General features: G+C 68.1%; 21 protein-coding genes. 13 read left to right on the forward strand and 8 right to left on the reverse strand.

What is annotated here, in order from left to right:
- The first annotated feature begins 1 nt into the window (after window position 1).
- Together KXD98_RS13865 and KXD98_RS13870 are read left to right on the forward strand one after the other, a co-directional pair.
- Window positions 2-1,543, forward strand: a complete 1,542-nt coding sequence (locus KXD98_RS13865; RefSeq protein ID WP_260758974.1) for an iron ABC transporter permease — start codon at window positions 2-4, stop codon at window positions 1,541-1,543.
- Entirely contained in the window at window positions 1,536-2,633 is a 1,098-nt protein-coding gene (locus tag KXD98_RS13870) for an ABC transporter ATP-binding protein (protein WP_260758975.1), read from the forward strand. Before KXD98_RS13865 ends, KXD98_RS13870 begins: the two co-directional genes overlap by 8 nt.
- On the opposite strand, the gene KXD98_RS13875 is transcribed toward KXD98_RS13870, so the two are convergent.
- From KXD98_RS13875 to KXD98_RS13890, 4 genes are all read right to left on the reverse strand, one after another.
- A complete protein-coding gene (locus tag KXD98_RS13875; protein WP_260758976.1) occupies window positions 2,586-4,022 on the reverse strand; it encodes a GuaB1 family IMP dehydrogenase-related protein in 1,437 nt (478 codons plus the stop codon). The two genes, KXD98_RS13870 and KXD98_RS13875, sit on opposite strands and share 48 nt — an antisense overlap.
- A 50-nt stretch (window positions 4,023-4,072) precedes the next feature.
- Entirely contained in the window at window positions 4,073-5,539 is a 1,467-nt protein-coding gene (gene gndA / locus KXD98_RS13880) for an NADP-dependent phosphogluconate dehydrogenase (protein WP_260758977.1), read from the reverse strand.
- 70 nt (window positions 5,540-5,609) lie between these two features.
- Window positions 5,610-6,572, reverse strand: coding sequence for a M56 family metallopeptidase (locus tag KXD98_RS13885; RefSeq protein WP_260758978.1), 963 nt, complete (start codon window positions 6,570-6,572; stop codon window positions 5,610-5,612).
- A 14-nt stretch (window positions 6,573-6,586) separates the two neighbouring features.
- Window positions 6,587-7,000: a BlaI/MecI/CopY family transcriptional regulator gene (locus KXD98_RS13890; protein ID WP_260758979.1), complete on the reverse strand. Its 414-nt coding sequence runs from the start codon at window positions 6,998-7,000 to the stop codon at window positions 6,587-6,589.
- Window positions 7,001-7,229: 229 nt separating this feature from the next.
- Here KXD98_RS13890 and KXD98_RS13895 point away from each other — a divergent pair, with 229 nt between their 5' ends.
- From KXD98_RS13895 to KXD98_RS13930, 8 genes are all read left to right on the forward strand, one after another.
- Window positions 7,230-8,000, forward strand: a complete 771-nt coding sequence (locus KXD98_RS13895) for an iron reductase (RefSeq protein ID WP_260758980.1) — start codon at window positions 7,230-7,232, stop codon at window positions 7,998-8,000.
- A 205-nt stretch (window positions 8,001-8,205) separates the two neighbouring features.
- Window positions 8,206-8,610, forward strand: a complete 405-nt coding sequence (locus KXD98_RS13900) for a PaaI family thioesterase (protein ID WP_260758981.1) — start codon at window positions 8,206-8,208, stop codon at window positions 8,608-8,610.
- A 56-nt stretch (window positions 8,611-8,666) separates the two neighbouring features.
- Window positions 8,667-8,969: an urease subunit gamma gene (locus KXD98_RS13905; protein ID WP_260758982.1), complete on the forward strand. Its 303-nt coding sequence runs from the start codon at window positions 8,667-8,669 to the stop codon at window positions 8,967-8,969.
- Window positions 8,970-8,979: 10 nt separating this feature from the next.
- A complete protein-coding gene (locus KXD98_RS13910) occupies window positions 8,980-9,300 on the forward strand; it encodes an urease subunit beta (RefSeq protein ID WP_260758983.1) in 321 nt (106 codons plus the stop codon).
- Window positions 9,297-11,018 (forward strand): urease subunit alpha, encoded by a 1,722-nt coding sequence (locus tag KXD98_RS13915; protein ID WP_260758984.1) that lies wholly within the window; start codon window positions 9,297-9,299, stop codon window positions 11,016-11,018. The genes KXD98_RS13910 and KXD98_RS13915 overlap by 4 nt, the downstream gene beginning before the upstream one ends.
- A 17-nt stretch (window positions 11,019-11,035) precedes the next feature.
- Complete coding sequence (locus tag KXD98_RS13920; protein WP_260765193.1) at window positions 11,036-11,680, forward strand: urease accessory protein UreF; 645 nt, start codon at window positions 11,036-11,038, stop codon at window positions 11,678-11,680.
- Window positions 11,681-11,698: 18 nt separating this feature from the next.
- Entirely contained in the window at window positions 11,699-12,382 is a 684-nt protein-coding gene (gene ureG / locus KXD98_RS13925; protein ID WP_396881255.1) for an urease accessory protein UreG, read from the forward strand.
- Window positions 12,383-13,009, forward strand: a complete 627-nt coding sequence (locus tag KXD98_RS13930) for an urease accessory protein UreD (protein WP_260758985.1) — start codon at window positions 12,383-12,385, stop codon at window positions 13,007-13,009. It abuts the gene before it with no gap.
- Between the two features lie 63 nt (window positions 13,010-13,072).
- On the opposite strand, the gene KXD98_RS13935 is transcribed toward KXD98_RS13930, so the two are convergent.
- The 3 genes from KXD98_RS13935 to KXD98_RS13945 all read right to left on the reverse strand — a co-directional run bounded on the left by KXD98_RS13935 (window position 13,073) and on the right by KXD98_RS13945 (window position 16,213).
- Window positions 13,073-14,446: an NAD(P)/FAD-dependent oxidoreductase gene (locus KXD98_RS13935; protein ID WP_260758986.1), complete on the reverse strand. Its 1,374-nt coding sequence runs from the start codon at window positions 14,444-14,446 to the stop codon at window positions 13,073-13,075.
- 120 nt (window positions 14,447-14,566) lie between these two features.
- Window positions 14,567-15,490 (reverse strand): LLM class F420-dependent oxidoreductase, encoded by a 924-nt coding sequence (locus tag KXD98_RS13940; RefSeq protein WP_260758987.1) that lies wholly within the window; start codon window positions 15,488-15,490, stop codon window positions 14,567-14,569.
- 51 nt (window positions 15,491-15,541) lie between these two features.
- Window positions 15,542-16,213 (reverse strand): SDR family oxidoreductase, encoded by a 672-nt coding sequence (locus KXD98_RS13945; protein ID WP_260758988.1) that lies wholly within the window; start codon window positions 16,211-16,213, stop codon window positions 15,542-15,544.
- 324 nt (window positions 16,214-16,537) lie between these two features.
- Here KXD98_RS13945 and KXD98_RS13950 point away from each other — a divergent pair, with 324 nt between their 5' ends.
- The 3 genes from KXD98_RS13950 (at window position 16,538) to KXD98_RS13960 (ending at window position 19,033) form a co-directional block, all read left to right on the forward strand.
- On the forward strand, window positions 16,538-17,581 hold the full coding sequence (locus KXD98_RS13950) for an alanine and proline-rich secreted protein Apa (RefSeq protein WP_260758989.1): 1,044 nt from the start codon (window positions 16,538-16,540) through the stop codon (window positions 17,579-17,581).
- Window positions 17,582-17,691: 110 nt separating this feature from the next.
- Window positions 17,692-17,994, forward strand: coding sequence for a GlsB/YeaQ/YmgE family stress response membrane protein (locus KXD98_RS13955; RefSeq protein WP_260758990.1), 303 nt, complete (start codon window positions 17,692-17,694; stop codon window positions 17,992-17,994).
- A 22-nt stretch (window positions 17,995-18,016) separates the two neighbouring features.
- Window positions 18,017-19,033 carry a zinc-binding alcohol dehydrogenase family protein gene (locus KXD98_RS13960; protein WP_260758991.1) on the forward strand — a complete coding sequence of 339 codons (1,017 nt, stop codon included), beginning with the start codon at window positions 18,017-18,019 and terminating at the stop codon, window positions 19,031-19,033.
- Window positions 19,034-19,041: 8 nt separating this feature from the next.
- On the opposite strand, the gene KXD98_RS13965 is transcribed toward KXD98_RS13960, so the two are convergent.
- Window positions 19,042-19,809 carry a CPBP family intramembrane glutamic endopeptidase gene (locus KXD98_RS13965; RefSeq protein WP_260758992.1) on the reverse strand — a complete coding sequence of 256 codons (768 nt, stop codon included), beginning with the start codon at window positions 19,807-19,809 and terminating at the stop codon, window positions 19,042-19,044.
- Window positions 19,810-19,818 lie beyond the last annotated feature (9 nt).

The raw sequence follows: 19,818 nt of genomic DNA on the forward strand, positions 1-19,818 counted from the left end.
CGTGTCGGTCACCGCGGGCCGCCGCCCGCCCGCGCCGCTGGTCGTCGCGGCGGCGGTGGTGGCCGCTGCGACGCTGATTCCGCTGGTCTATCTCGGCGAACGCGCGTTGCAACGCGGCTGGTCGTTCGTCGTCGACGAACTGATCCAACCACGCACCGCAGCGCTGGTGGGTCGTTCGCTGTTGCTGGTGGTGGTGGTCACCGCGTGCTGCGTCGTGCTGGGAGTGGGCCTGGCGGTGCTGGTGACGCGCACCGACATCAGAGCGCGCCGGGTGCTCGCGGTCGCCCTGACGCTGCCCCTGGCCATGCCGAGCTACCTGCTGGCCTACCTGTGGGTGTCGGCTTATCCGACGGTGGCCGGGTTCTGGGGATCGGCGCTGGTGCTCACACTGGTCAGCTATCCGCTGGTGCTGTTGACCACGATGGCGGCATTGGCCCGGGTCGATCCCGCCCAGGAGGAGGTCGCGCGGTCGTTGGGTCTGGGCGGTTGGGCGGTGCTGTTCAAAGTGACACTGCGTCAGTCCCGCGCCGCCATCGCGGCAGGGGCTCTGCTGGTCGCTCTGTACGTGCTCAGCGATTTCGGTGCGGTCGCGGCCATGCGTTTCGAAGCGTTCACCTGGGTCATCTACGGCGCCTACCGGTCGGGGTTCAACCCGTCGCGTGCGGCGGTCCTCTCGCTGGTACTGATGGTGTTCGCGGTCGCGCTGGTGGTGGCCGAGCACCGAGCGCGTGGACGGGCCTCGGCGTCGCGGGTCGGCGGAGGGTCGCCCAGGCCGGCTCCGCTGAACCGTCTCGGCAGGTGGCGTCCGGTGGCGATGGTGGCACCAGCAGCGGTGCTGGGTGCCGCCGTGGTGGTGCCGACCCTGGCGCTGGCCGACTGGCTGGTGACCGCGGGACCGCGGTGGGACAGCGCGCAGTGGTTCGATGCGCTGGGATCGACGATCTGGCTCTCGGCGGCCGCAGCGCTGACCTCGTCGCTGGCGGCGCTGCCGTTGGGTGTGCTCGCGGCCCGGCACCGCGACCGCGCCACCCGGATGCTGGAAGGGGTCAGCTACATCGCCCACGGGCTGCCCGCGATCGTCATCGCGATCTCCATGGTTTCGCTGGGAGTGGTGCTGTTGCGGCCGATCTACCAACGCGAACCCTTGCTGATTCTGGCCTACACCGTGTTGTTCGTCCCGTTGGCGATCGGTTCGGTGCGGGCGGCGGTGGAAGCCTCGCCGATCCGGCTAGAGGAAGTGGCCCGGGCCCTGGGCCGCACCCCGCTGCGGGCGTTCAGTACGGTGACCGCGCGGGTGGCCGCCCCCGGGATCGCAGCCGGTGCCGCGCTGGTGTTGTTGACCTGTATGAAGGAATTGCCGGTGACCCTACTGCTGCATCCCACCGGCACCAACACGCTGGCCACCCGACTGTGGGGCTACAGCTCGGTCAGCGATTACGCGGCCGCGGCGCCCTATGCGGTGGCGCTGTTGGTGTTCGCCGCGATCCCGACCGCCGTTCTCGGGTTCTGGAGCACCAACGTAGGCGGGGTGCGCAGTGACTGAGCGCGAAGCTGCGGCGGTCGCGGCGTGCGGGATCCGCAAGGCCTTCGGCGATCGCGAGGTGCTCGCCGGGGTCGATCTCGACGTGCCGGCGGGCACCCTCACCGCTGTGCTGGGCCCCTCCGGCTGCGGAAAGACCACGCTGTTGCGCATCCTGGCCGGGTTCGAGGAACCCGACGTCGGGACGGTACAGATCGCCGGGCAGGTCGTGGTGGGCGGCGCTGCCACGGTTCCGGTGCACCGCCGGCGGGTCGGGCTGATGCCGCAGGAGGGTGCGCTGTTTCCGCACCTGAGCGTCGGCGAGAACATCGCGTTCGGCATCGCCGGGTTGCGCCGCGACGAAATCCGATTGCGCGTCGAGCACTGGTTGGACGTGGTGGGCCTACAGGGGCGGGCCGGCGCTCGTCCCCATCAGCTCTCCGGCGGGCAGCAGCAGCGAGTCGCGCTGGCGCGGGCACTGGCCGCGCAGCCTCGGGTGCTGCTGCTCGACGAGCCGTTTGCCGCGTTGGACGCCGGACTGCGGGTGCGGGTCCGCGAGGACATCGCGACGATCCTGCGCGACACCGGCACCACCGCGGTGCTGGTGACCCACGACCAGTCCGAGGCGCTGTCACTGGCCGATTCGGTTGCGCTGCTCATCGACGGGAAGGTCGCGCAGCACGGCGCCCCGGCAGAACTCTATGACCGGCCGGCGACGCTGACCAATGCGCGCTTCATCGGCACAACCATCGAGATCCCCGGCACCGCAGACGCGCACACGGTTCATACCGCGCTGGGGCCGTTGCGGGCGCGTCTGCCGCTTGCCGACGGTGCCGCGTTGGCGGTACTGCGACCCGAACAGTTGAGGGTCAGTCACGACCCGGCGGCAGCGCCGGCCACCGTCACGGTCTTGCGCTTCTACGGCGCCGAAACCGTGGTGGCGGCTCGGCTTTCCGACGGCACCCAGATCCAGTTGCGCTGCGCCGGGCGGCCCGACCTGGCTGTCGGCGACGCGATCACCGTCGAGGTCGTCGACGCCGACGCCCGCGGCGTCCTGGCTTACCCGTCACCACCCGGTGGGCAGCGGATGCCCCTCGGCGAAGCCTGCCGCTGACTGCACACCGAGCACCACCTTCTCGTGCAGTTCCGGCAGCGTGGCCGCCCCGACATAGGTGCAGGTGCTGCGCACCCCCGAGGTGATGTGGTCGATCAGATCCTCGACGCCTCCGCGCTGCGGGTCCAGGTTCATCCGGGACGTCGAAATCCCTTCTTCGAACAGCGATTTGCGAGCCCGGTCGAACGCGCTGTCACCGGCCGCGCGCGCGGCCACCGCACGCTTTGATGCCATGCCGTAGCTCTCCTTGTACGGCTGGTCATCGCGGTCGTGCATCAGGTCGCCCGGCGACTCGTAGGTGCCGGCGAACCACGACCCGATCATCACATTCGAGGCACCCGCCGCCAATGCCAGAGCCACATCCCGGGGATGCCTGACACCTCCGTCGGCCCACACATGGCCACCGAGTTCCCTTGCTGCAGCCGAACATTCGACCACAGCGGAAAACTGCGGCCGGCCGACGCCGGTCATCATCCGGGTGGTGCACATCGCCCCGGGACCGACGCCGACCTTGACGATCGATGCACCGGCGTTGATCAGGTCACGGGTGCCCTCGGCCGAGACGACGTTGCCGGCCGCCAACGGCAGGCCCAGATCCAGTGAGCAGACAGCGGCGATCGTGTCGAGCATCTTGGCCTGATGTCCGTGCGCGGTGTCGATCACCAGCAGGTCGACACCGGCTTCGGCGAGGTCGCGCGCCTTGGCGGCGACGTCACCGTTGATGCCGACCGCGGCCGCGATCCGCAGCCGACCGGCGGCGTCCACGGCGGGGGAGTAGATGCCCGCGCGCACAGCGCCGGTGCGGGTGAGCACTCCGGCCAGCGATCCGTCGGGCTCGGTGAGCACGGCGATGTCGACCGGTGCGTGTTCAAGCAGGTCGAAGACCTTGCGCGGCTCGGTGCCCACCGGCGCGGTCACCAGATCGGCGATCGCGACGTCACGGACCCGGGTGAACCGATCCACACCGTGGCAGGCCGCTTCGGTGACCAACCCGATCGGGCGGTCCTCGAACAGCACCACCGCCGCACCGTGTGCGCGCTTGTGGATGAGGGCGGCAGCATCGGACACCGAGTCGTCGGGGGCAAGCGTGACCGGCGTGTCCACCACCGTGTCACGACTCTTGACGAAGTCCACGGTGTGCTTTACCGCCGAAGGCGGGAGGTCCTGTGGCAGAACCACCATCCCGCCGCGACGGGCCACCGTCTCGGCCATCCGGCGCCCGGCCACCGCGGTCATGTTGGCCACCACGACTGGGATGGTGGTGCCCGACCCGTCGGCCGTGGCGAGATCGACGTCGAAGCGGGAGGTCACCTCGGAGCGCCCGGGCATGACGAAGACGTCGTTGTAGGTCAGGTCATACGGCGGGTGGTGGCCATCGAGGAAACGCATGCCGCCAGCCTAGTGTCGTGCCGTTCGCCCGCGAGCAGACGCAAATACCGCTAGGCCTGGACCTCGCTGCGGTCCCCGCTCCACAAGGTGTGGAACCGGTCGGCGGGTTGCGCGTCGACGCGTCCATAGGTGTGTGCACCGAAGTAGTCGCGCAGCCCCTGGGTCAGCGCGGCGGGCAGACGTTCGGTGCGCAGAGCGTCGTAGTAGGACAGTGCAGAGGCAAATCCCGGGACCGGAATACCCAGCGTGGTAGCCGTCACCACCACGCGACGCCAGCTGTCGATCGCGGCCTCGATGGCCGAGCGGAAGTAGGGCGCGACGATCAGTGTCGGAAGATCGGGCTGCTCGTCGAAGGCGTCCTTGATCCGGTTGAGGAACTTCGCCCGGATGATGCAGCCGCCGCGCCAGATGGTGGCCAGGTCTCCGGGAGTGACGTTCCAGCCGTACTCGGCGCTTCCGGCCTGAATCTGGTTGAACCCCTGCGCGTAGGCGACGATCTTGGAGGCGTAGAGCGCCTGCCGCACATCCTCGACGAATTGCGCTGTGTCGGATGGTTTCTCACCCAGGTGCCCGGATGCCAGGCCGGTGGTGGCCTTGCGCTGGGTCACCGAGCCGGACAGCGCACGGGCGAAGACCGCCTCGGCGATACCGGTCACCGGGACACCGAGATCGAGCGCTGACTTCACCGTCCACCGGCCGGTGCCCTTCTGCTCGGCCTCATCGACGATGACGTCGACGAGCGGCTTACCGGTCTTGGCGTCGGTCTGACGCAACACCTTGGCGGTGATCTCGACCAGGAAACTGTCCAGGTCACCGGCGTTCCACTCGTCGAACACATCGGCGATCTCGGGGGCCGTCTTGCCCAGCGCGTCGCGCAGCAGCTGATAGGCCTCACCGATGAGCTGCATGTCCGAGTACTCGATGCCGTTGTGCACCATCTTGACGAAGTGGCCGGCACCGTCGGGGCCGATGTGGGCGCAACAGGGCACCCCGTCGACATGGGCGGAGATCTCCTCGAGCAGCGGTCCCAGCGACTCGTACGACTCGGCGGGTCCGCCGGGCATGATCGACGGTCCGAGCAGCGCACCTTCCTCGCCGCCGGAGATACCGGCGCCGACAAAGTGCAGACCCCGCTCGCGAATCGCCTTCTCCCGCCGGATGGTATCGGTGTAGAGGGCGTTACCGCCGTCGATGATGATGTCGCCGGGTTCCATCGCGTCGGCGAGCTCGTCGATCACCGCGTCGGTGGGGTCCCCGGCCTTGACCATGATGAGTACCCGGCGCGGTTTCTCCAGCGCATCGAGGAACTCACGGATGCTTTCGGTGCGTACGAAGGCCCCTTCGGAACCGTGCTCGGCGATCAGCGCGTCGGTCTTGGCCACCGAACGGTTGTGCAGGGCCACGGTATAGCCGTGCCGGGCGAAGTTGCGCGCGATGTTCGAGCCCATCACCGCCAAGCCGGTGACACCGATCTGGGCGGTGGCGGTGCCGGCGGGTTCAGACTGCGACGAGGTCATGGACGAAAACCCTTTCGATTCGGTTACAGCACAACGTCTGGCGCCTGGCGGCGCCGCGGGTGGCTCGTGATCACGCGAAGAACAACAGACGCAGCTCGGTCAGCCACGGCACCGCAAAGGCGACGGTCGGCACGACGAGCACCGCTGCTGCGGCCGCATAGGCGCCCGCGGCGAGCAGGCGGCTGTTGGGTGCACCGCCGAGTCGACGCACCCGCACCAGCGTCGACGGCCCGCCAATGGCCAGTGCGCCACGGGGGGCACGGGCCGAGGCGCAGGCCACCAGGGCGCGGGCCAGCGGTCGGGGACCTGTGGAGCGCACCGCGGCATCATCGGCGAGCAACTCGATGAGCAGACGCACCGCGGTCAGCGCCTTGGCACTGCGCACCCATCTCGGGAATGCCGTGCGCATCGCGGTGAACATCTCCAGAACCAGATCATGGCGGGCCCGTAGGTGCGCGTGCTCGTGGGTCAGAATCGCGGTCATCTCCCGGTCGGACAGCGCCTTGACGGCGCCCTCACTGACCACAACACGGCTGCGCACCCCGGGCAGACAATAGGCCAGCGGCTCGTCGACGTCGAGGATCCGCAAACCGCTGTTGGCCAGCGGCTGGGGCTGCTGGCAGAGCTGCGGAAGGCTGTCCTGCGAGGCCCCGACGAGGTCGACGACCATCCGGTGATGGGCACGCCGGCGCCGGGTCGCGATGGCGACCCGCACGATGGAGATGATCAGCCGAGCGCCGATGACCAGGGTCAGGGCCAGGACCACGACGTAGACGCTCCACAGCGGCCAGCCCAGCGTGGCGATAGAGCCGGTGAGCGTCGCGGTGGGTCGACCGTCCGGGCCGGGCTGGAAGAGGCCCAGCGCGATCGCGATTCCGGCGGAGAATGCCGACAGCACCGCGGCCAGTGCGATCGACTGCCAGAGCACGATCGCCGCGCGCGGAGCCCGCATGGGCCAGTCGGCTCGCGCAAGCATCGCAGGCACCGGCCCCGACAGCAGCAGGGCGATGATCGTGAAGGCCAGCGCGGACACGCCGATAGTGTCTCTCAGCCGGTACCGGAACCGCCAGCGGGTCCGGCGCGGTGTTTGTCGTCGAGCTCGGCCAGAGCACGACGCAGTGCGGCGGCCTCGTCGGCGCCGACGCGCTCGACGAAGTGCACCAGGGCAGCTTCACGGCTTCCGGAGTCCGCCGCCTGGTCCAGCGCATCGACCATCAGTCCGGCCACCAGTTCGTCGCGACCGTGGGTCGGCGCGTACCGGTGGGCGCGGTCGTCCCGGTGCTGGACGACCAGATGCTTCTTCGCGAGCCGCTGCAGCACCGTCATCACGGTCGTGTACGCGAGATCGCGATGGGCCGACAGGGATTCGTGGACTTGGCGGACGGTCTGCGGTTCGCCGGTGGACCACAGGTGATCCATCACGGAGCGTTCGAGCTCTCCCAGGCGAGTCAGCTTGGCCATCTTCCCTTCATCTCCTACGGACGACTTCCCAAAGCCTACTACGGGCGTACTACCGCGTGTCGTATCGATTGTGGGCGGTAGTCGCCGCCCACTGCCAGAGGTCGACCGACCAGCGGCAACGGGCCGGCGAGTAGCCATTTCCAGAGGACGTGTGAGTCGAGTCACAGGGGGTAGCTCCTTTGTCGCTGGTGACTATAGTAAGGCTAACCTAACTGACCAGGGAGGTGTCATGACGGTCGTCGTCGACGATCCGCTCATCGCGAGCATGGCCATCAGCAGGCCGCTTCCGCTGCACGAGTCGAGTCGGCGGCTGCGCGAGCTCTACGCCGCGTGCCCCCGGGTGTACGGCGTTGCGGTGATCGGCGACCTGTCCCGGCGGCGCTGGTGGCCGCTGGCCGAACTGGTGACCACCGACCGCATGGTCACGATGTTCGACGCCGGCCTTGCCGAGACCGAGAGCCGGACCGCGGTGACCCAGCAGCTGGCCGCCACCTTTGCCCACGTTGTGGTGGGCCGCGTCGTCCCGCTGCTGGCCCTGGAGGGCCGTGCGTGGGACAGCGGACTGGAGAACCTCTGGGTCCACGTCGATTCCGAGGGCGCCATCGACTGGGTCGGCGTGCAGGACCCCACCGTGCGCGCGCTGCCCGACGACCCCCATTTCACCGCCCACGGCGTCGGCGCGAGGTCCCAGGACCGGATCGTCGCGCTGCCCAGCGAAGCGGCGCTGGCCACCTGGGTCGCCCACCGCAGCCATCGCGCGCTGGCACCGCTGTTCGTGCGACTGGCTGAGGTCAGCGGCGGCGCGATGTCGGTATCGGCGATGTGGCACACCGTCGGCGCGACGGTGGTGGGCGCGGCCACCCAGGTTCCACTGCTGGCCGGATCCAGTGAGGTGGTGAGTATGCGCCGCGGGCAGGCCGTTCTGGATGCGCTGGTCAGTTTCGGGCTCCCGGTTCGAGGCACCGCACGGACCAATTCGACGAAGGCATTGCTTAATTAGGACAGCCTTGCCTAAACTATGATCATCATGATCAACAGGGGATTCATTCCCACACGACGTACCACCGGACCGAGCCGGAGTCCTGAGGGCTGCAGAGACCCCCGGTCCACACGAAGGACGGGCCCCACGCCATTGGCGTGGGGCCCGTCTCCATTCGCGACACCCCACGCACACGCCCGCGCAACACGCGTGTAGACACAAGCCCGTGAGCACTCAACGCCCAGAGGGTCTAGGCGACGGTTTCGACACCGAACTCGGTCTGCGGTATCTGGACGTGGGCCCCGACGGCGGTCGCGCGGAGCTGACGATCCATGACACGCTGCTGCAGCCCTGGGGGATCGTGCACGGCGGTGTCTACTGCGCGGTCATCGAGAGCCTGGCCAGCGTGTCGGGTCACGTATGGCTGCGCGAAAACGGCGGTGGGACAGTAGTCGGGGTCAACAACAACACCGACTTCCTGCGGGCCATCTCGTCGGGCACAGTGACCGCCACGTCGACCCCGATCCACCGGGGCCGGCGCCAACAACTGTGGTCGATCACCATCACCGACGAGGACGGCCGCACCGTGGCGCGGGGGCAGGTCCGGCTGCAGAACATCCCCGAGGACTGACGCCGCCGGCTGCGGCGCGCTGCTGAGCGCCCGATGTCGTGGCAGGATCGCCCACTATGCGTCTTACCCCGCATGAACAGGAGCGACTGCTGATCTCCTATGCCGCCGACCTCGCTCGCCGCCGCCAGGCCCGCGGCCTGAAGCTCAACCACCCCGAGGCCGTCGCGGTGATCACCGATCACATCCTCGAAGGTGCGCGCGACGGCCGGTCGGTGTCCGAACTGATGGTCAGCGGCCGCGAGGTGCTCAGCCGGGCTGATGTGATGGAGGGGATCGCCGAGATGCTGCACGACGTCCAGGTCGAGGCCACCTTTCCCGACGGCACCAAACTGGTGACCGTCCACCACCCGATTCCGTGAGGGGACACCGGTGATTCCAGGCGAGATCGTGTTCGCGGCCGGTGAGGTCGAGATCAACGCAGGCGCGCAACGGCTCGAACTGCAGATCGTCAACACCGGCGACCGTCCGGTGCAGGTCGGCAGCCACGTACACGTGCCGCAGGCCAACGGCGCGTTGAGTTTCGACCGTGCTGCCGCCTACGGATACCGGTTCGACGTGCCCGCCGGTACCGCGATCCGGTTCGAACCCGGCGTGACCCAACGCGTCGGCTTGGTTGCGCTGAGTGGCAATCGCGAGGTGCACGGCTTGAGCCTGGATCCGCCCGGCCGGCTGGATGAGGAGAGGCCATGACCAGCCTGCCCCGCTCCCGCTATGCCGCGCTGTACGGCCCCACTGCCGGGGACCGGATCCGGCTGGCCGACACCGACCTGTTCATCGAGATCAGCGAAGATCGCAGCGGAGGCCCGGGCCTGGCCGGAGACGAAGCGGTCTTCGGCGGCGGGAAGGTGCTGCGTGAGTCGATGGGACAGTCACGCGCCACCCGCGCAGACGGTGCGCCCGACACGGTCATCACCGGTGCGGTCATCCTGGACTATTGGGGAATCATCAAGGCCGACATCGGCATTCGCGATGGTCGCATCGCCGCCATCGGCAAGGCCGGCAATCCCGACATCATGTCCGGCGTTCACCCCGCCCTGGTGGTGGGGCCGTCGACGGAGATCATCGCCGGCAACGGTCGAATCGTGACCGCCGGAGCCATCGACTGCCACGTTCACCTGATCTGTCCACAGATCCTCGAGGAGGCGCTGAGCGGCGGCATCACCACCATCGTCGCCGGAGGCACCGGCCCGGCCGAGGGCAGCAAGGCCACCACCGTCACCCCGGGAGCCTGGCATCTGGCCCGCATGCTCGAGGCCCTGGACGGATGGCCGGTCAACGTCGCGTTGCTCGGCAAGGGCAACACCGTGTCCGCCGAGGCAATGTGGGAGCAGTTGCGTGGTGGCGCAGCAGGTTTCAAATTGCACGAAGACTGGGGGACCACCCCGGCGGCCATCGACGCATGCCTTTCGGTCTGCGAGCAGGCAGGTGTACAGGCCAACATTCACACCGACACGCTGAACGAAACCGGGTTCGTCGAGAACACACTGGCTGCGATCAAGGGCAGATCCATCCACGCCTACCACACTGAGGGAGCAGGCGGAGGCCATGCTCCGGACATCATCACCGTTGCCGGCCACCCGAATGTGCTGCCCAGCTCCACCAATCCGACGCGTCCGCACACCGTTAACACCCTCGACGAACATCTGGACATGTTGATGGTGTGTCATCACCTCAACCCCGGTGTGCCCGAGGATCTCGCATTCGCCGAGAGCAGGATCCGGCCCTCGACGATCGCCGCGGAGGATCTGCTGCACGACATCGGCGCGATTTCGATGATCGGCAGCGACGCCCAGGCGATGGGACGGATCGGCGAGGTGGTGTTACGCACGTGGCAGACTGCACACGTGATGAAGCGGCGCCGCGGCCTGCTCAGCGGTGATACGGCGGCCGACAACACCCGCGCCCGACGGTATGTCGCCAAATACACCATCTGCCCCGCAGTGGCCCACGGCCTGGACCGCGAGATCGGTTCGGTCGAGGTGGGCAAGCTCGCCGACCTGGTGTTGTGGGAGCCCGCCTTCTTCGGCGTGCGCCCCCACGCAGTGGTCAAAGGCGGGATGATCGCGTGGGCCGCGATGGGCGATGCCAACGCCTCCATCCCGACACCTCAGCCGGTGTTGCCGCGGCCGATGTTCGGTGCAGCTCCGGCGGCGGCGGCCGCAACGTCGGTGCACTTCGTCGCACCCCAGGCCATCGACGACGGACTGGCCGACCGTATAGCGGTCGACCGCAGACTCATCGCGGTGGACAACGTGCGGGGGATCGGCAAGGCCCAGATGCCGCTCAACGATGCAATGCCCGACATCGAGGTCGATCCCGACACGTTCACGGTCCGCATCGACGGCGAGGTGTGGCAGGAACAACCGGCCGCGGAACTGCCGATGGCGCAGAGATACTTTCTGTTCTAGGCGAATTCCTGTTCATGATGACCAGCCTGGCCACGCTGCTGACCCTGTCGGACTCCCGATTGCCCACCGGCGGCCACGTACATTCAGGCGGAGTCGAGGAGGCCGTGTCCAGTGGGCTGGTCATCGACCTGGACACCTTGACTGCATTTCTGCGCCGGCGCATCGGGACCACCGGGCTCGTCACGGCGTCGCTGGCTGCCGCCGTGCACCGCGACGCACTGTCGGCTGCGGCCGGCGGTGACGGCGACCTCGAAACCGATGCGCGCACACCGTCTCCGGCGGCCCGCCAGGCTTCGCGAGCCCAGGGCCGCGGCCTGGTCCGGCTGGCCCGCCGGGTGTGGCCGGACCGGCCCTGGGGCACTCTCGGTACCACTCCTCACTTTTCCGTGGCCGCCGGCACTGTCGGTCAGGCCAGTGGGTTGGCGCCGGAGCAGACCGCAATGTCGGTGGTGTACACCACGATGACGAACTCGGCCACCGCCGCGCAACGACTGCTGGCCCTCGATCCCGGCGACGTCGCAGCGATCACCTTCGAGATGGCGGCGCTGTGCGAGCAAGTTGCCGTCGAGGCCACCAAGGAACTCGCCGACCTATCCGACCCACTGCTGGACGTCCTGGCCCAGCGGCACCTCGAGCGCGACCGCCCGTTGTTCGCGTCCTGACGAAAGTACCCACACCCCATGCCTCCCCATCTACTCGACGGCCAACCACACAGCCATGCCGAACGTCCCCGGCGCACGCGCCGCGCGGGAGAACCACTGCGTATCGGGGTGGGCGGGCCGGTAGGTTCCGGGAAAACGGCCTTGGTGGCAGCACTGTGCCGAGAACTACGCGATGAGCTGTCCCTGGCCGTACTGACCAACGACATCTACACCACCGAGGACGCCGACTTCCTGCGTCGCCACGCAGTACTGCCCGACGACCGCATCGCCGCGGTGCAGACCGGCGGCTGCCCGCACACCGCGATCCGTGACGACATCACCGCCAATCTCGACGCGATCGACGATCTGATCGCCGCGCACGCGGGGACCGGGCGTGATCTCGATCTGATCCTCGTCGAGTCCGGGGGCGACAATCTCACCGCGACGTTCTCCTCCGGGCTGATCGACGTGCAGATCTTCGTCATCGATGTCGCAGGCGGTGACAAGGTGCCCCGCAAGGGCGGTCCCGGGGTCACATTCTCGGATCTGTTGGTGGTCAACAAAACCGACCTGGCACCGCTGGTGGGAGCTGATCTGGAGTTGATGCGACGTGACGCCGAGGCGGTGCGCGACGGCCGACCCACCGCGTTGATCTCCTTGACCGCCGACCCGGCGGCCTCGCCGGTGGTGCAGTGGGTGCGTGAACAGCTGCAGGCGGTGTGAGTGCGCTCCGACGTGCTGATCGCAGCGCGCCCGGGACGGGGCCCGCACATCGAGTGCCGCGGAGGGATCGCGGTGCACCGCACCGCGATCGACACGGTGCATCTGGTATCCACGGCGGCGACACCACTGGGTGGAGACGTCATCAGCGTGCGGGTGGTGGTCGAGTCCGGGGCGCGGCTGACCGTGCGAAGCGTCGCCGCAACTCTGGTGCTGCCGGGCGCCTCGAGTGCGCAATCCCGGTCAGCCTGGCGGCTCGAGGTCTCCGGAACCCTCGACCTCGACCCTGAACCGACTGTCGTAGCGGCAACTTCGCAGCACCTCGCCCAGACCCGGCTGGTCCTGACCGCGGGCGCCGCGGTGCGCATACGCGAACGCGTGCAGATCGGCAGAACCGGTGAGCGGGAAGGGTTCTGGTCTGGTTCTATGCATGGCGACATCGACGGTGCACCGTTGATCCGCCACCGCGTCGAGTTGGGTCACGGGATTCTGACCGACGACGCGATCGCCAGCCCGCGGGCATGCGTCAGCGAACTGCACTATCCGCGCGGCGATCCTACTGTGGCGGGAGTGGCGCTGAGTCTGGCCGGCGGCGGCTGCCTGACCACCTGGCAGGGCGACCGCCTCTGACTCGGTGCCGGTCAACTCGCTGCTCGCTCGGTGCCGGTCAACTCGCTGCTCGCTCGGTGCCGGTCAACTCGCTGCTCGCTCGGTGTCCTGCACCGAGGCGGCGATCTCCTGGAGTTCCTCGATGCGAGTGCGAGCGTAGGCCTGCTGCTCGGTGATGGTCAGCTGTCCGCGCTTGGTCGACAAGAAGGTCACCGTCCACGACAACAGCGTGACGATCTTGGTCTTGAAGCCGACCAGGTACACCAGATGCAAGATCAGCCACGACAGCCACGCGATGAATCCACCGAACTCCAATCGTCCCACCTTGGCGACGGCACTGAATCTCGACACGGTGGCCATCGACCCCTTGTCGAAGTAACGGAACGGCTCCCGCTCTTCGGGGTCGGCGCCCTTCAGACCTGCCGCGATGGCCTTGGCGGCATAGCGGCCGCCCTGGATCGCGCCCTGGGCCATGCCGGGAACACCCTCGACGGCGGCCATGTCCCCGACGACGAAGACGTTGGGATGGCCCGGGATCGACAGATCCGGCAGCACCTTGACCCGGCCGGCACGGTCGAGTTCGACGCCGGACTGCTCAGCGAGGTCACGGCCCAGCGGGCTGGCCGACACACCGGCCGACCACACTTTGCACGCCGCCTCGATGCGGCGCAGTTTGCCGTCGGGATCCTTGACGGTGATCCCGTTGCGATCGACATCGGTGACCATCGCGTTGAGCTGGATCTCCACGCCCATCTTCTCCAGCCGATCCTGAGCCTTGCGACCCAGCTTCTCACCCATCGGCGGCAGCACCGCGGGCGCGGCATCGAGCAGGATCACCCGCGCTTTGGTCGAATCGATGTGGCGGAACGCTCCTTTGAGGGTGTGATCAGCCAATTCGGCGATCTGTCCGGCCATCTCGACACCGGTGGGTCCGGCACCGACGACGACGAACGTCAACAGCTTCTCGCGGCGGACCGGGTCACTGGAACGCTCGGCCTGCTCGAAGGCCCCCAGAATGCGGCCGCGCAACTCCAGCGCGTCGTCGATGGTCTTCATACCCGGCGCCCACTCGGCGAAATGGTCATTGCCGAAGTACGACTGGCCGGCGCCGGCAGCGACGATCAGGCTGTCGAACGGCGTGACGTAGGTGTGCCCCAGCAGTTCCGAGCGCACGGTTTTGGTCGCCAGGTCGACTCGGGTGACATCGCCGAGCAGCACTTGGACGTTCTTCTGCTTGCGCAGCACCACCCGAGTGGCAGGCGCGATCTCGCCCTCGGAGATGATCCCGGTGGCCACCTGGTAGAGCAACGGCTGGAACAGGTGGTGGGTGGTCCGGGCGATCAGCTTGATGTCGACGTCGGCCTTCCGCAGGGCCTTGGCCGCGGTCAGGCCACCAAAGCCCGATCCGATGATGACCACTCTGTGCCGATCGGATGCACTGGCTCCGGGTTGGCTCATTGGATACTCCTCGACGGATCGTGTAGCGGCTGGGTGTGCTTTACCCATTCACCGCAACGAGAACCTTAGTCCTGCCTGTTCCGTCGTGTGCGGTGAGCTCAGCCACCGCGTCGAAAACGTTCAGCCCCGCACCAGCGGCGCGAGCGCTTCACCGAGGGCGGCGATGTGGCCGGGCTGGTAACCCAGCATCTGTGTCGGCACGAATACGATGACGCCGTCGATGCCGGCATCGAGGACCTTGGTCTTGATCTGCTCGGCCATCTGATCGGGCGTTCCGGCGACCATGCGCTGCCGGAAGTCCTCCGGGATGTCCTCGGGCCCGGCGCCGGGGATGGCCCCCACCAGCATGCTGGTCTCCAGGGTGGCGGGATCACGGCCGATGTCCTCGCACCGCGCGGCCACGACGTCGAGCTTGGCGCGCAATTCATCGAAGCCGGCGATGACGTTGAGGTGGTCGAAGTGGCGCGCCGCCAGCGGGATTGTCTTCTTCTCGCCGCTGCCACCGATCATCAGCGGAATATGGTCCCGGAGTCGGGGATTGGCCATCGCTTCCTGGGTGCGGTAGTACTTGCCGGCGAAAGTCGGTCGCTCGCCCTTGATCATCGGCACGATGATCTGCAGTGCTTCGCCGAGTTTGTCGAAGCGGTCGGTGAAGGTGCCGAACTCGTAACCCAGCTGGTCGTGTTCGAGTTCGAACCAGCCGGTGCCGATCCCGAGCACCGCGCGCCCCTGGCTGATGACGTCCAGGGTGGTGATGGCCTTGGCCAGCAGCGTCGGGTTGCGATAGGTGTTACCGGTTACCAGAGTTCCCAGCTGGACGGTTTCGGTGCCCTGCGCCAACGCCCCGAGCGCGGTATAGGCCTCCAACATGGGCTGGTCGGGGCTGCCGATGCCCGGCAGTTGGTAGAAGTGGTCCATCACGAAGACCGAATCGAAGCCGGCGTCGTCAGCTTCGCGCGCCTGCGCAACGACGGTCGGAAAGAGGTCGGCCACACCGGTGCCGTAGGAGAAGTTGTTGATCTGTAAGCCCAGACGAATGGTCACTTCCGCGAGCCTAGCCCGTTCATTGCGGGTATGCCGGTCAGCCGCAAGGGGTCAGCCGAAGTTGGCCATTGCCCCGCGGGTGACGTGCAGGGTCTGCCCGGTGATGTGCCGGGCGGCCGGGGTGGTCAGGAAAAGTGACAGCCGGGCGATCTCCGTGCCGACCTTCGGGGAGCCGGCAGTCAGACCGTCGTAACCAGGTTCGAATCCCCGGCCCACCGCAACGGCGTTGACGTTGATGCCCCGCACGCCGAACAGATCGGCCTGCCCGGCCGTCCAGTCGGCGACGGCAGCCTTGACCGCGGCGCCGGCACTGCCCTCCAACAGCGAGTCGGGGATCACGGTGACGATGGATCCGCCCGAGCGCAGTTGGTCACCGATCATCTGGACCGTCAGGACCGCAGAGACCAGGCTGGCGTCGAACAGGCCGCGCCATTCGGCAGCGTGATCGGCCAGCGAATACGTTCGGGGATCACCGGGCGCCCACGTCGGGGTCGGGACGTTGATCACGGTGTCGAGGTGCGACGGGAGCGCGGGTGCGGCCGCCAGGATCGAGGCAGGGTCGGTGGCGTCGAACGCGACCGCGTCGACGTCGAGTTCCTTGGCTGCCACCTCGAGATCGTCTGCGCGTCGGCCCGCGAGGATGACGTGATGGCCCGCTTCACAGAAGCTCTGCGCGATGGTGCGACCCAGATCGGTGTCGCTTCCGGTGATCAACACATCCATCGTCGACCCTCCTGTCGTGTTCGACGCTGAACCCCAGCGAGTACGACCAATGTTACTGGACGGTAGCTAGCGCCCGAAAACGACGCGCCGAGTGCGGTAACGCGCGCCGGGCACCCGACGATGACTCAACAGAACGACACTGCCCGTCACTGCCGGCACCCAACCGGCCGCCACCCCGGACGCGGACACCGGGGCTTTCATGCTGCAGCAAACCAATGAACTTGGGTTGAACTGTATGTTTTGCATCTAGGGCAATGTAACGATTTGGCACATTCACAGCAGTTCACACTTGCGTCACGGCTGTAACACGGTAGTTTCTGTCCCATGGATCAGGTGGACCCTCGCCGTAGCAGGTTGTCGAAATCGCTGTCGCTGGCAGCACTGACCGGCGCGACCGTGGCAGCGCTGACCCTGCCGTCGGTCGCATACGCTCAACCGGCCCCGCCGCCGGAGCCCCCGCCGGCCCCCACGGCCGTCGACGGCGCGCCGGCCGCCCCGCCGCCACCTCCCGCTCCACCGGCACCGGCCGATCCGAACGTGCCACCACCGCCGGGCGCGCCCCCGGGTCCGCCGCCTGCTGAGGCGCCGGTGCCGCCGCCCGCCCCCGACGCGCCGCCCGCCCCGGACGCCGAGCCCGGCGCGCCGGCCGAGCCGGGGCCCGAACCCGGCCGGGTCGACAACGCGGCCGGCGGGTTCAGCTACGTGGTCCCGGCAGGCTGGAAGGTCTCCGACGCGACTCAGCTGTCCTACGGTCAGGCCCTGCTGACGAAGCTGCCGCCGGAGGGCTCGCCGCCCGACGCCCAGCCTCCCAACGACACCAGCGTGCTGCTGGGCCGGTTGGACCTGAAGCTTTTCGCCGGCGCTGAGGCCGACAACACCAAGGCCGCACAACGTCTCGCCTCGGACATGGGTGAATTCTTCATGCCCTTCCCGGGCACCCGCGTGAACCAGGAAACCGTCCCGCTGGAAGCCGGCGGACTCGACGGCGTCGCGTCGTACTACGAAGTGAACTTCACCGACACCAACAAGCCCAGCGGGCAGATCTGGGCCGGCGTGGTCGGCGAACCGACCGCCCCGGGAACTCCGCGCGGTCAGCGCGCACCTGAGCGCTGGTTCGTGGTGTGGCTGGGCACCGCACAGAATCCGGTGCCGCAGAACGAAGCCGTGACGCTGGCCAACTCGATCCGGCCGTGGGCGCCCCCGCCGCCGCCACCGCCGCCTGCCGCGCCGGACCCGAACGCGCCGGTCCCGCCCGCTGATCCGAACGCACCGCCGCCGGATCCGGAAGCCCCGGCTCCGCGCCCGGCCGTGGGGGTTCCGGTGCCGGTCGATCCGGCCACCGCGCCGGGAATGGTGCCGCCGGCCTGACGGTCCAATTGTTCCCATAGGCATTGTCGGACCGTTACCCGAAGTGGGTATAGCTGGTAGCGAGGTCCGGCGCCACCCGTTCGGACCTGGCTGGTACCTAGGAGGTCTTGATGGAACTACTCGCTAGCGAGCTGCTGGCTCGCTCGACAACGCTGACCAGTGTCGGTTGGATCGGCTACATCATCATCGGCGCCCTCGCCGGATGGATCGCCGGCAAGATCGTCAAGGGCTCAGGGTCGGGAATCCTGATGAACATCGTGATCGGCGTCGTCGGTGCTCTCATCGGTGGTTTCCTGTTGAGCTTCTTCCTCGACACGGCCGGAGGTGGCTGGTGGTTCACGTTGTTCACCGCCATCCTGGGTGCGGTGATCCTGCTGTGGCTTGTCGGGTTGGTGCAGAAGCGCAACGCCTGACCCGTTCGGCACGGCCCGCCCCATGACGGGGTCCACCATGCGCGCCTGGCAGGTGCGGCGGCCCGGTCCGATGTCGACCGCCCCGCTGCGCCGCGCCGTCGTGCCGATACCCGCACCCGCGGACGGCGATCTGCTGGTCGCTGTCCGCGCGTGCGGGGTGTGCCGGACAGACCTGCATGTCGCCGAGGGCGACCTGCCCGTCCACCGGCCCGAAGTGGTGCCCGGCCATGAGGTCGTCGGCGAAGTGGTAGCTGTCGGCGCCGACGTCGCGCCGGGCTTGTCGATCGGTGATCGGGTCGGTATCGCATGGCTGCGCCACACCTGCGGGCACTGCCGATACTGCCGACGGGGTGCGGAGAACCTCTGTCCGAGCTCCCGCTACACGGGCTGGGACGCTGACGGCGGGTATGCCGAGTTCGCCACCGTGCCTGCCAAATACGCGCTACCGCTGCCCGCCGGGTATTCCGATGAAGAACTGGCTCCGTTGCTGTGTGCCGGCATCATCGGCTATCGCGCTCTGCTGCGAGCGGAGCTGCCGCCCGGTGGCCGGCTGGGGATCTACGGGTTCGGCGGTAGTGCGCATCTGACGGCCCAGGTTGCGCTGGCCCAGGGCGCCGAGGTGCACGTGATGACCCGCGAACCGCAGGCCCGCGAACTCGCCCTGGCCCTGGGTGCAGCCTCGGCACAGGGTGCTTACGACCGGCCGCCGGTGGCCCTGGACTCGGCGATCCTTTTCGCACCGGTCGGCGATCTCGTCCCGCCGGCGCTCGCGGCACTGGACCGGGGAGGCACCTTATCGGTGGCGGGTATCCACCTCAGCGACATCCCGGTGCTGAACTATCAGCGGCACCTGTTCCAGGAGCGGCAACTGCGATCGGTGACGTCGAACACCCGCGCTGACGCCCACGCGTTCCTCGAGTTCGCCGCAGAGCACCACCTGCAGGTCACCGCGCCGCGTTACCCGTTGGACCGCGCCGACGAGGCACTGTCCGACCTCAGCGCAGGACGGGTGGCCGGGGCCGCGGTGTTACAGGTCTGACCCCGGTGTCAGCCCAGATGCCACACCATCGCCGCCGCCAGTGCACCCATGCCGTTGAGGGACCAGTGCAAAGCGATCGGAGCAATCAGGCTGCCGCTGCGGTTGCGCAGCCAGGTGAACACGAACCCGGCGGCCGCGGTGGCCAGCACCGCTCCCAACACGCCGATGGCCATGCCGAACACACCACCGCCCAGGATCTTGGTAAATCCGACATTGCTCGCCGTGAGCCCCATCGAGGTGGCGATGTGCCACAGCCCGAACAGCAGTGACCCGGCCGCCGCGACGCCGCGGAAACCCCAAGCGCGGTGCAGTGCGCCGTGCAGCACACCCCGGAAGGCCAACTCCTCGGGGATCACTGTCTGCAGCGGGATGATGACCATCGAGGCGATCAGCGCGCCTGACAGCGTGGCGTAGTTGTTGTTGAGAAACAGCGGGCGTGTCCAGGGCAACAGCACGCCCACGGCGATCACGCTGCCCACCAGGATCACCGCGCCGGCGGCGTATCCGGCGCCGGATTTCCAGTGCTCGCGCCCCAGCCCCAGATCCGACCAACCCAGGCCGCGCGAACGCACCAGCAGGACCAGCCCGACGGCGGCCGCGGGCACCACAGCGACGTTGGCCCAGGGCGTGGTGAAGTGTGCCAGCAGGTTGGACAACGCCAGCACCACGACCACCACGGCGATGTCGACGTAGATCCGGAAGTGCTGTAACGCCGAGAGCTGGGCGACCAGCGGATGAGGCTCGGCCGGCACGGCCACCACGGAAACGTCAGACATAACCGTGCC

Source organism: Mycobacterium sp. SMC-4 (genome assembly GCF_025263265.1).
Taxonomy (GTDB): Bacteria; Actinomycetota; Actinomycetes; order Mycobacteriales; family Mycobacteriaceae; genus Mycobacterium.

Bases quoted from the DNA above. Each gene is read 5' to 3' on its own strand.
- ureG (WP_396881255.1), top strand. From the start codon at position 11,699: ATGCCTCCCCATCTACTCGACGGCCAACCACACAGCCATGCCGAACGT.
- gndA (WP_260758977.1), bottom strand. From the start codon at position 5,539: ATGACCTCGTCGCAGTCTGAACCCGCCGGCACCGCCACCGCCCAGATC.
- KXD98_RS13890 (WP_260758979.1), bottom strand. From the start codon at position 7,000: ATGGCCAAGCTGACTCGCCTGGGAGAGCTCGAACGCTCCGTGATGGAT.
- KXD98_RS13950 (WP_260758989.1), top strand. From the start codon at position 16,538: ATGGATCAGGTGGACCCTCGCCGTAGCAGGTTGTCGAAATCGCTGTCG.
- KXD98_RS13905 (WP_260758982.1), top strand. From the start codon at position 8,667: ATGCGTCTTACCCCGCATGAACAGGAGCGACTGCTGATCTCCTATGCC.
- KXD98_RS13935 (WP_260758986.1), bottom strand. From the start codon at position 14,446: ATGAGCCAACCCGGAGCCAGTGCATCCGATCGGCACAGAGTGGTCATC.
- KXD98_RS13915 (WP_260758984.1), top strand. From the start codon at position 9,297: ATGACCAGCCTGCCCCGCTCCCGCTATGCCGCGCTGTACGGCCCCACT.
- KXD98_RS13965 (WP_260758992.1), bottom strand. From the start codon at position 19,809: ATGTCTGACGTTTCCGTGGTGGCCGTGCCGGCCGAGCCTCATCCGCTG.
- KXD98_RS13960 (WP_260758991.1), top strand. From the start codon at position 18,017: ATGACGGGGTCCACCATGCGCGCCTGGCAGGTGCGGCGGCCCGGTCCG.
- KXD98_RS13895 (WP_260758980.1), top strand. From the start codon at position 7,230: ATGACGGTCGTCGTCGACGATCCGCTCATCGCGAGCATGGCCATCAGC.
- KXD98_RS13945 (WP_260758988.1), bottom strand. From the start codon at position 16,213: ATGGATGTGTTGATCACCGGAAGCGACACCGATCTGGGTCGCACCATC.
- KXD98_RS13920 (WP_260765193.1), top strand. From the start codon at position 11,036: ATGACCAGCCTGGCCACGCTGCTGACCCTGTCGGACTCCCGATTGCCC.
- KXD98_RS13875 (WP_260758976.1), bottom strand. From the start codon at position 4,022: ATGCGTTTCCTCGATGGCCACCACCCGCCGTATGACCTGACCTACAAC.
- KXD98_RS13955 (WP_260758990.1), top strand. From the start codon at position 17,692: ATGGAACTACTCGCTAGCGAGCTGCTGGCTCGCTCGACAACGCTGACC.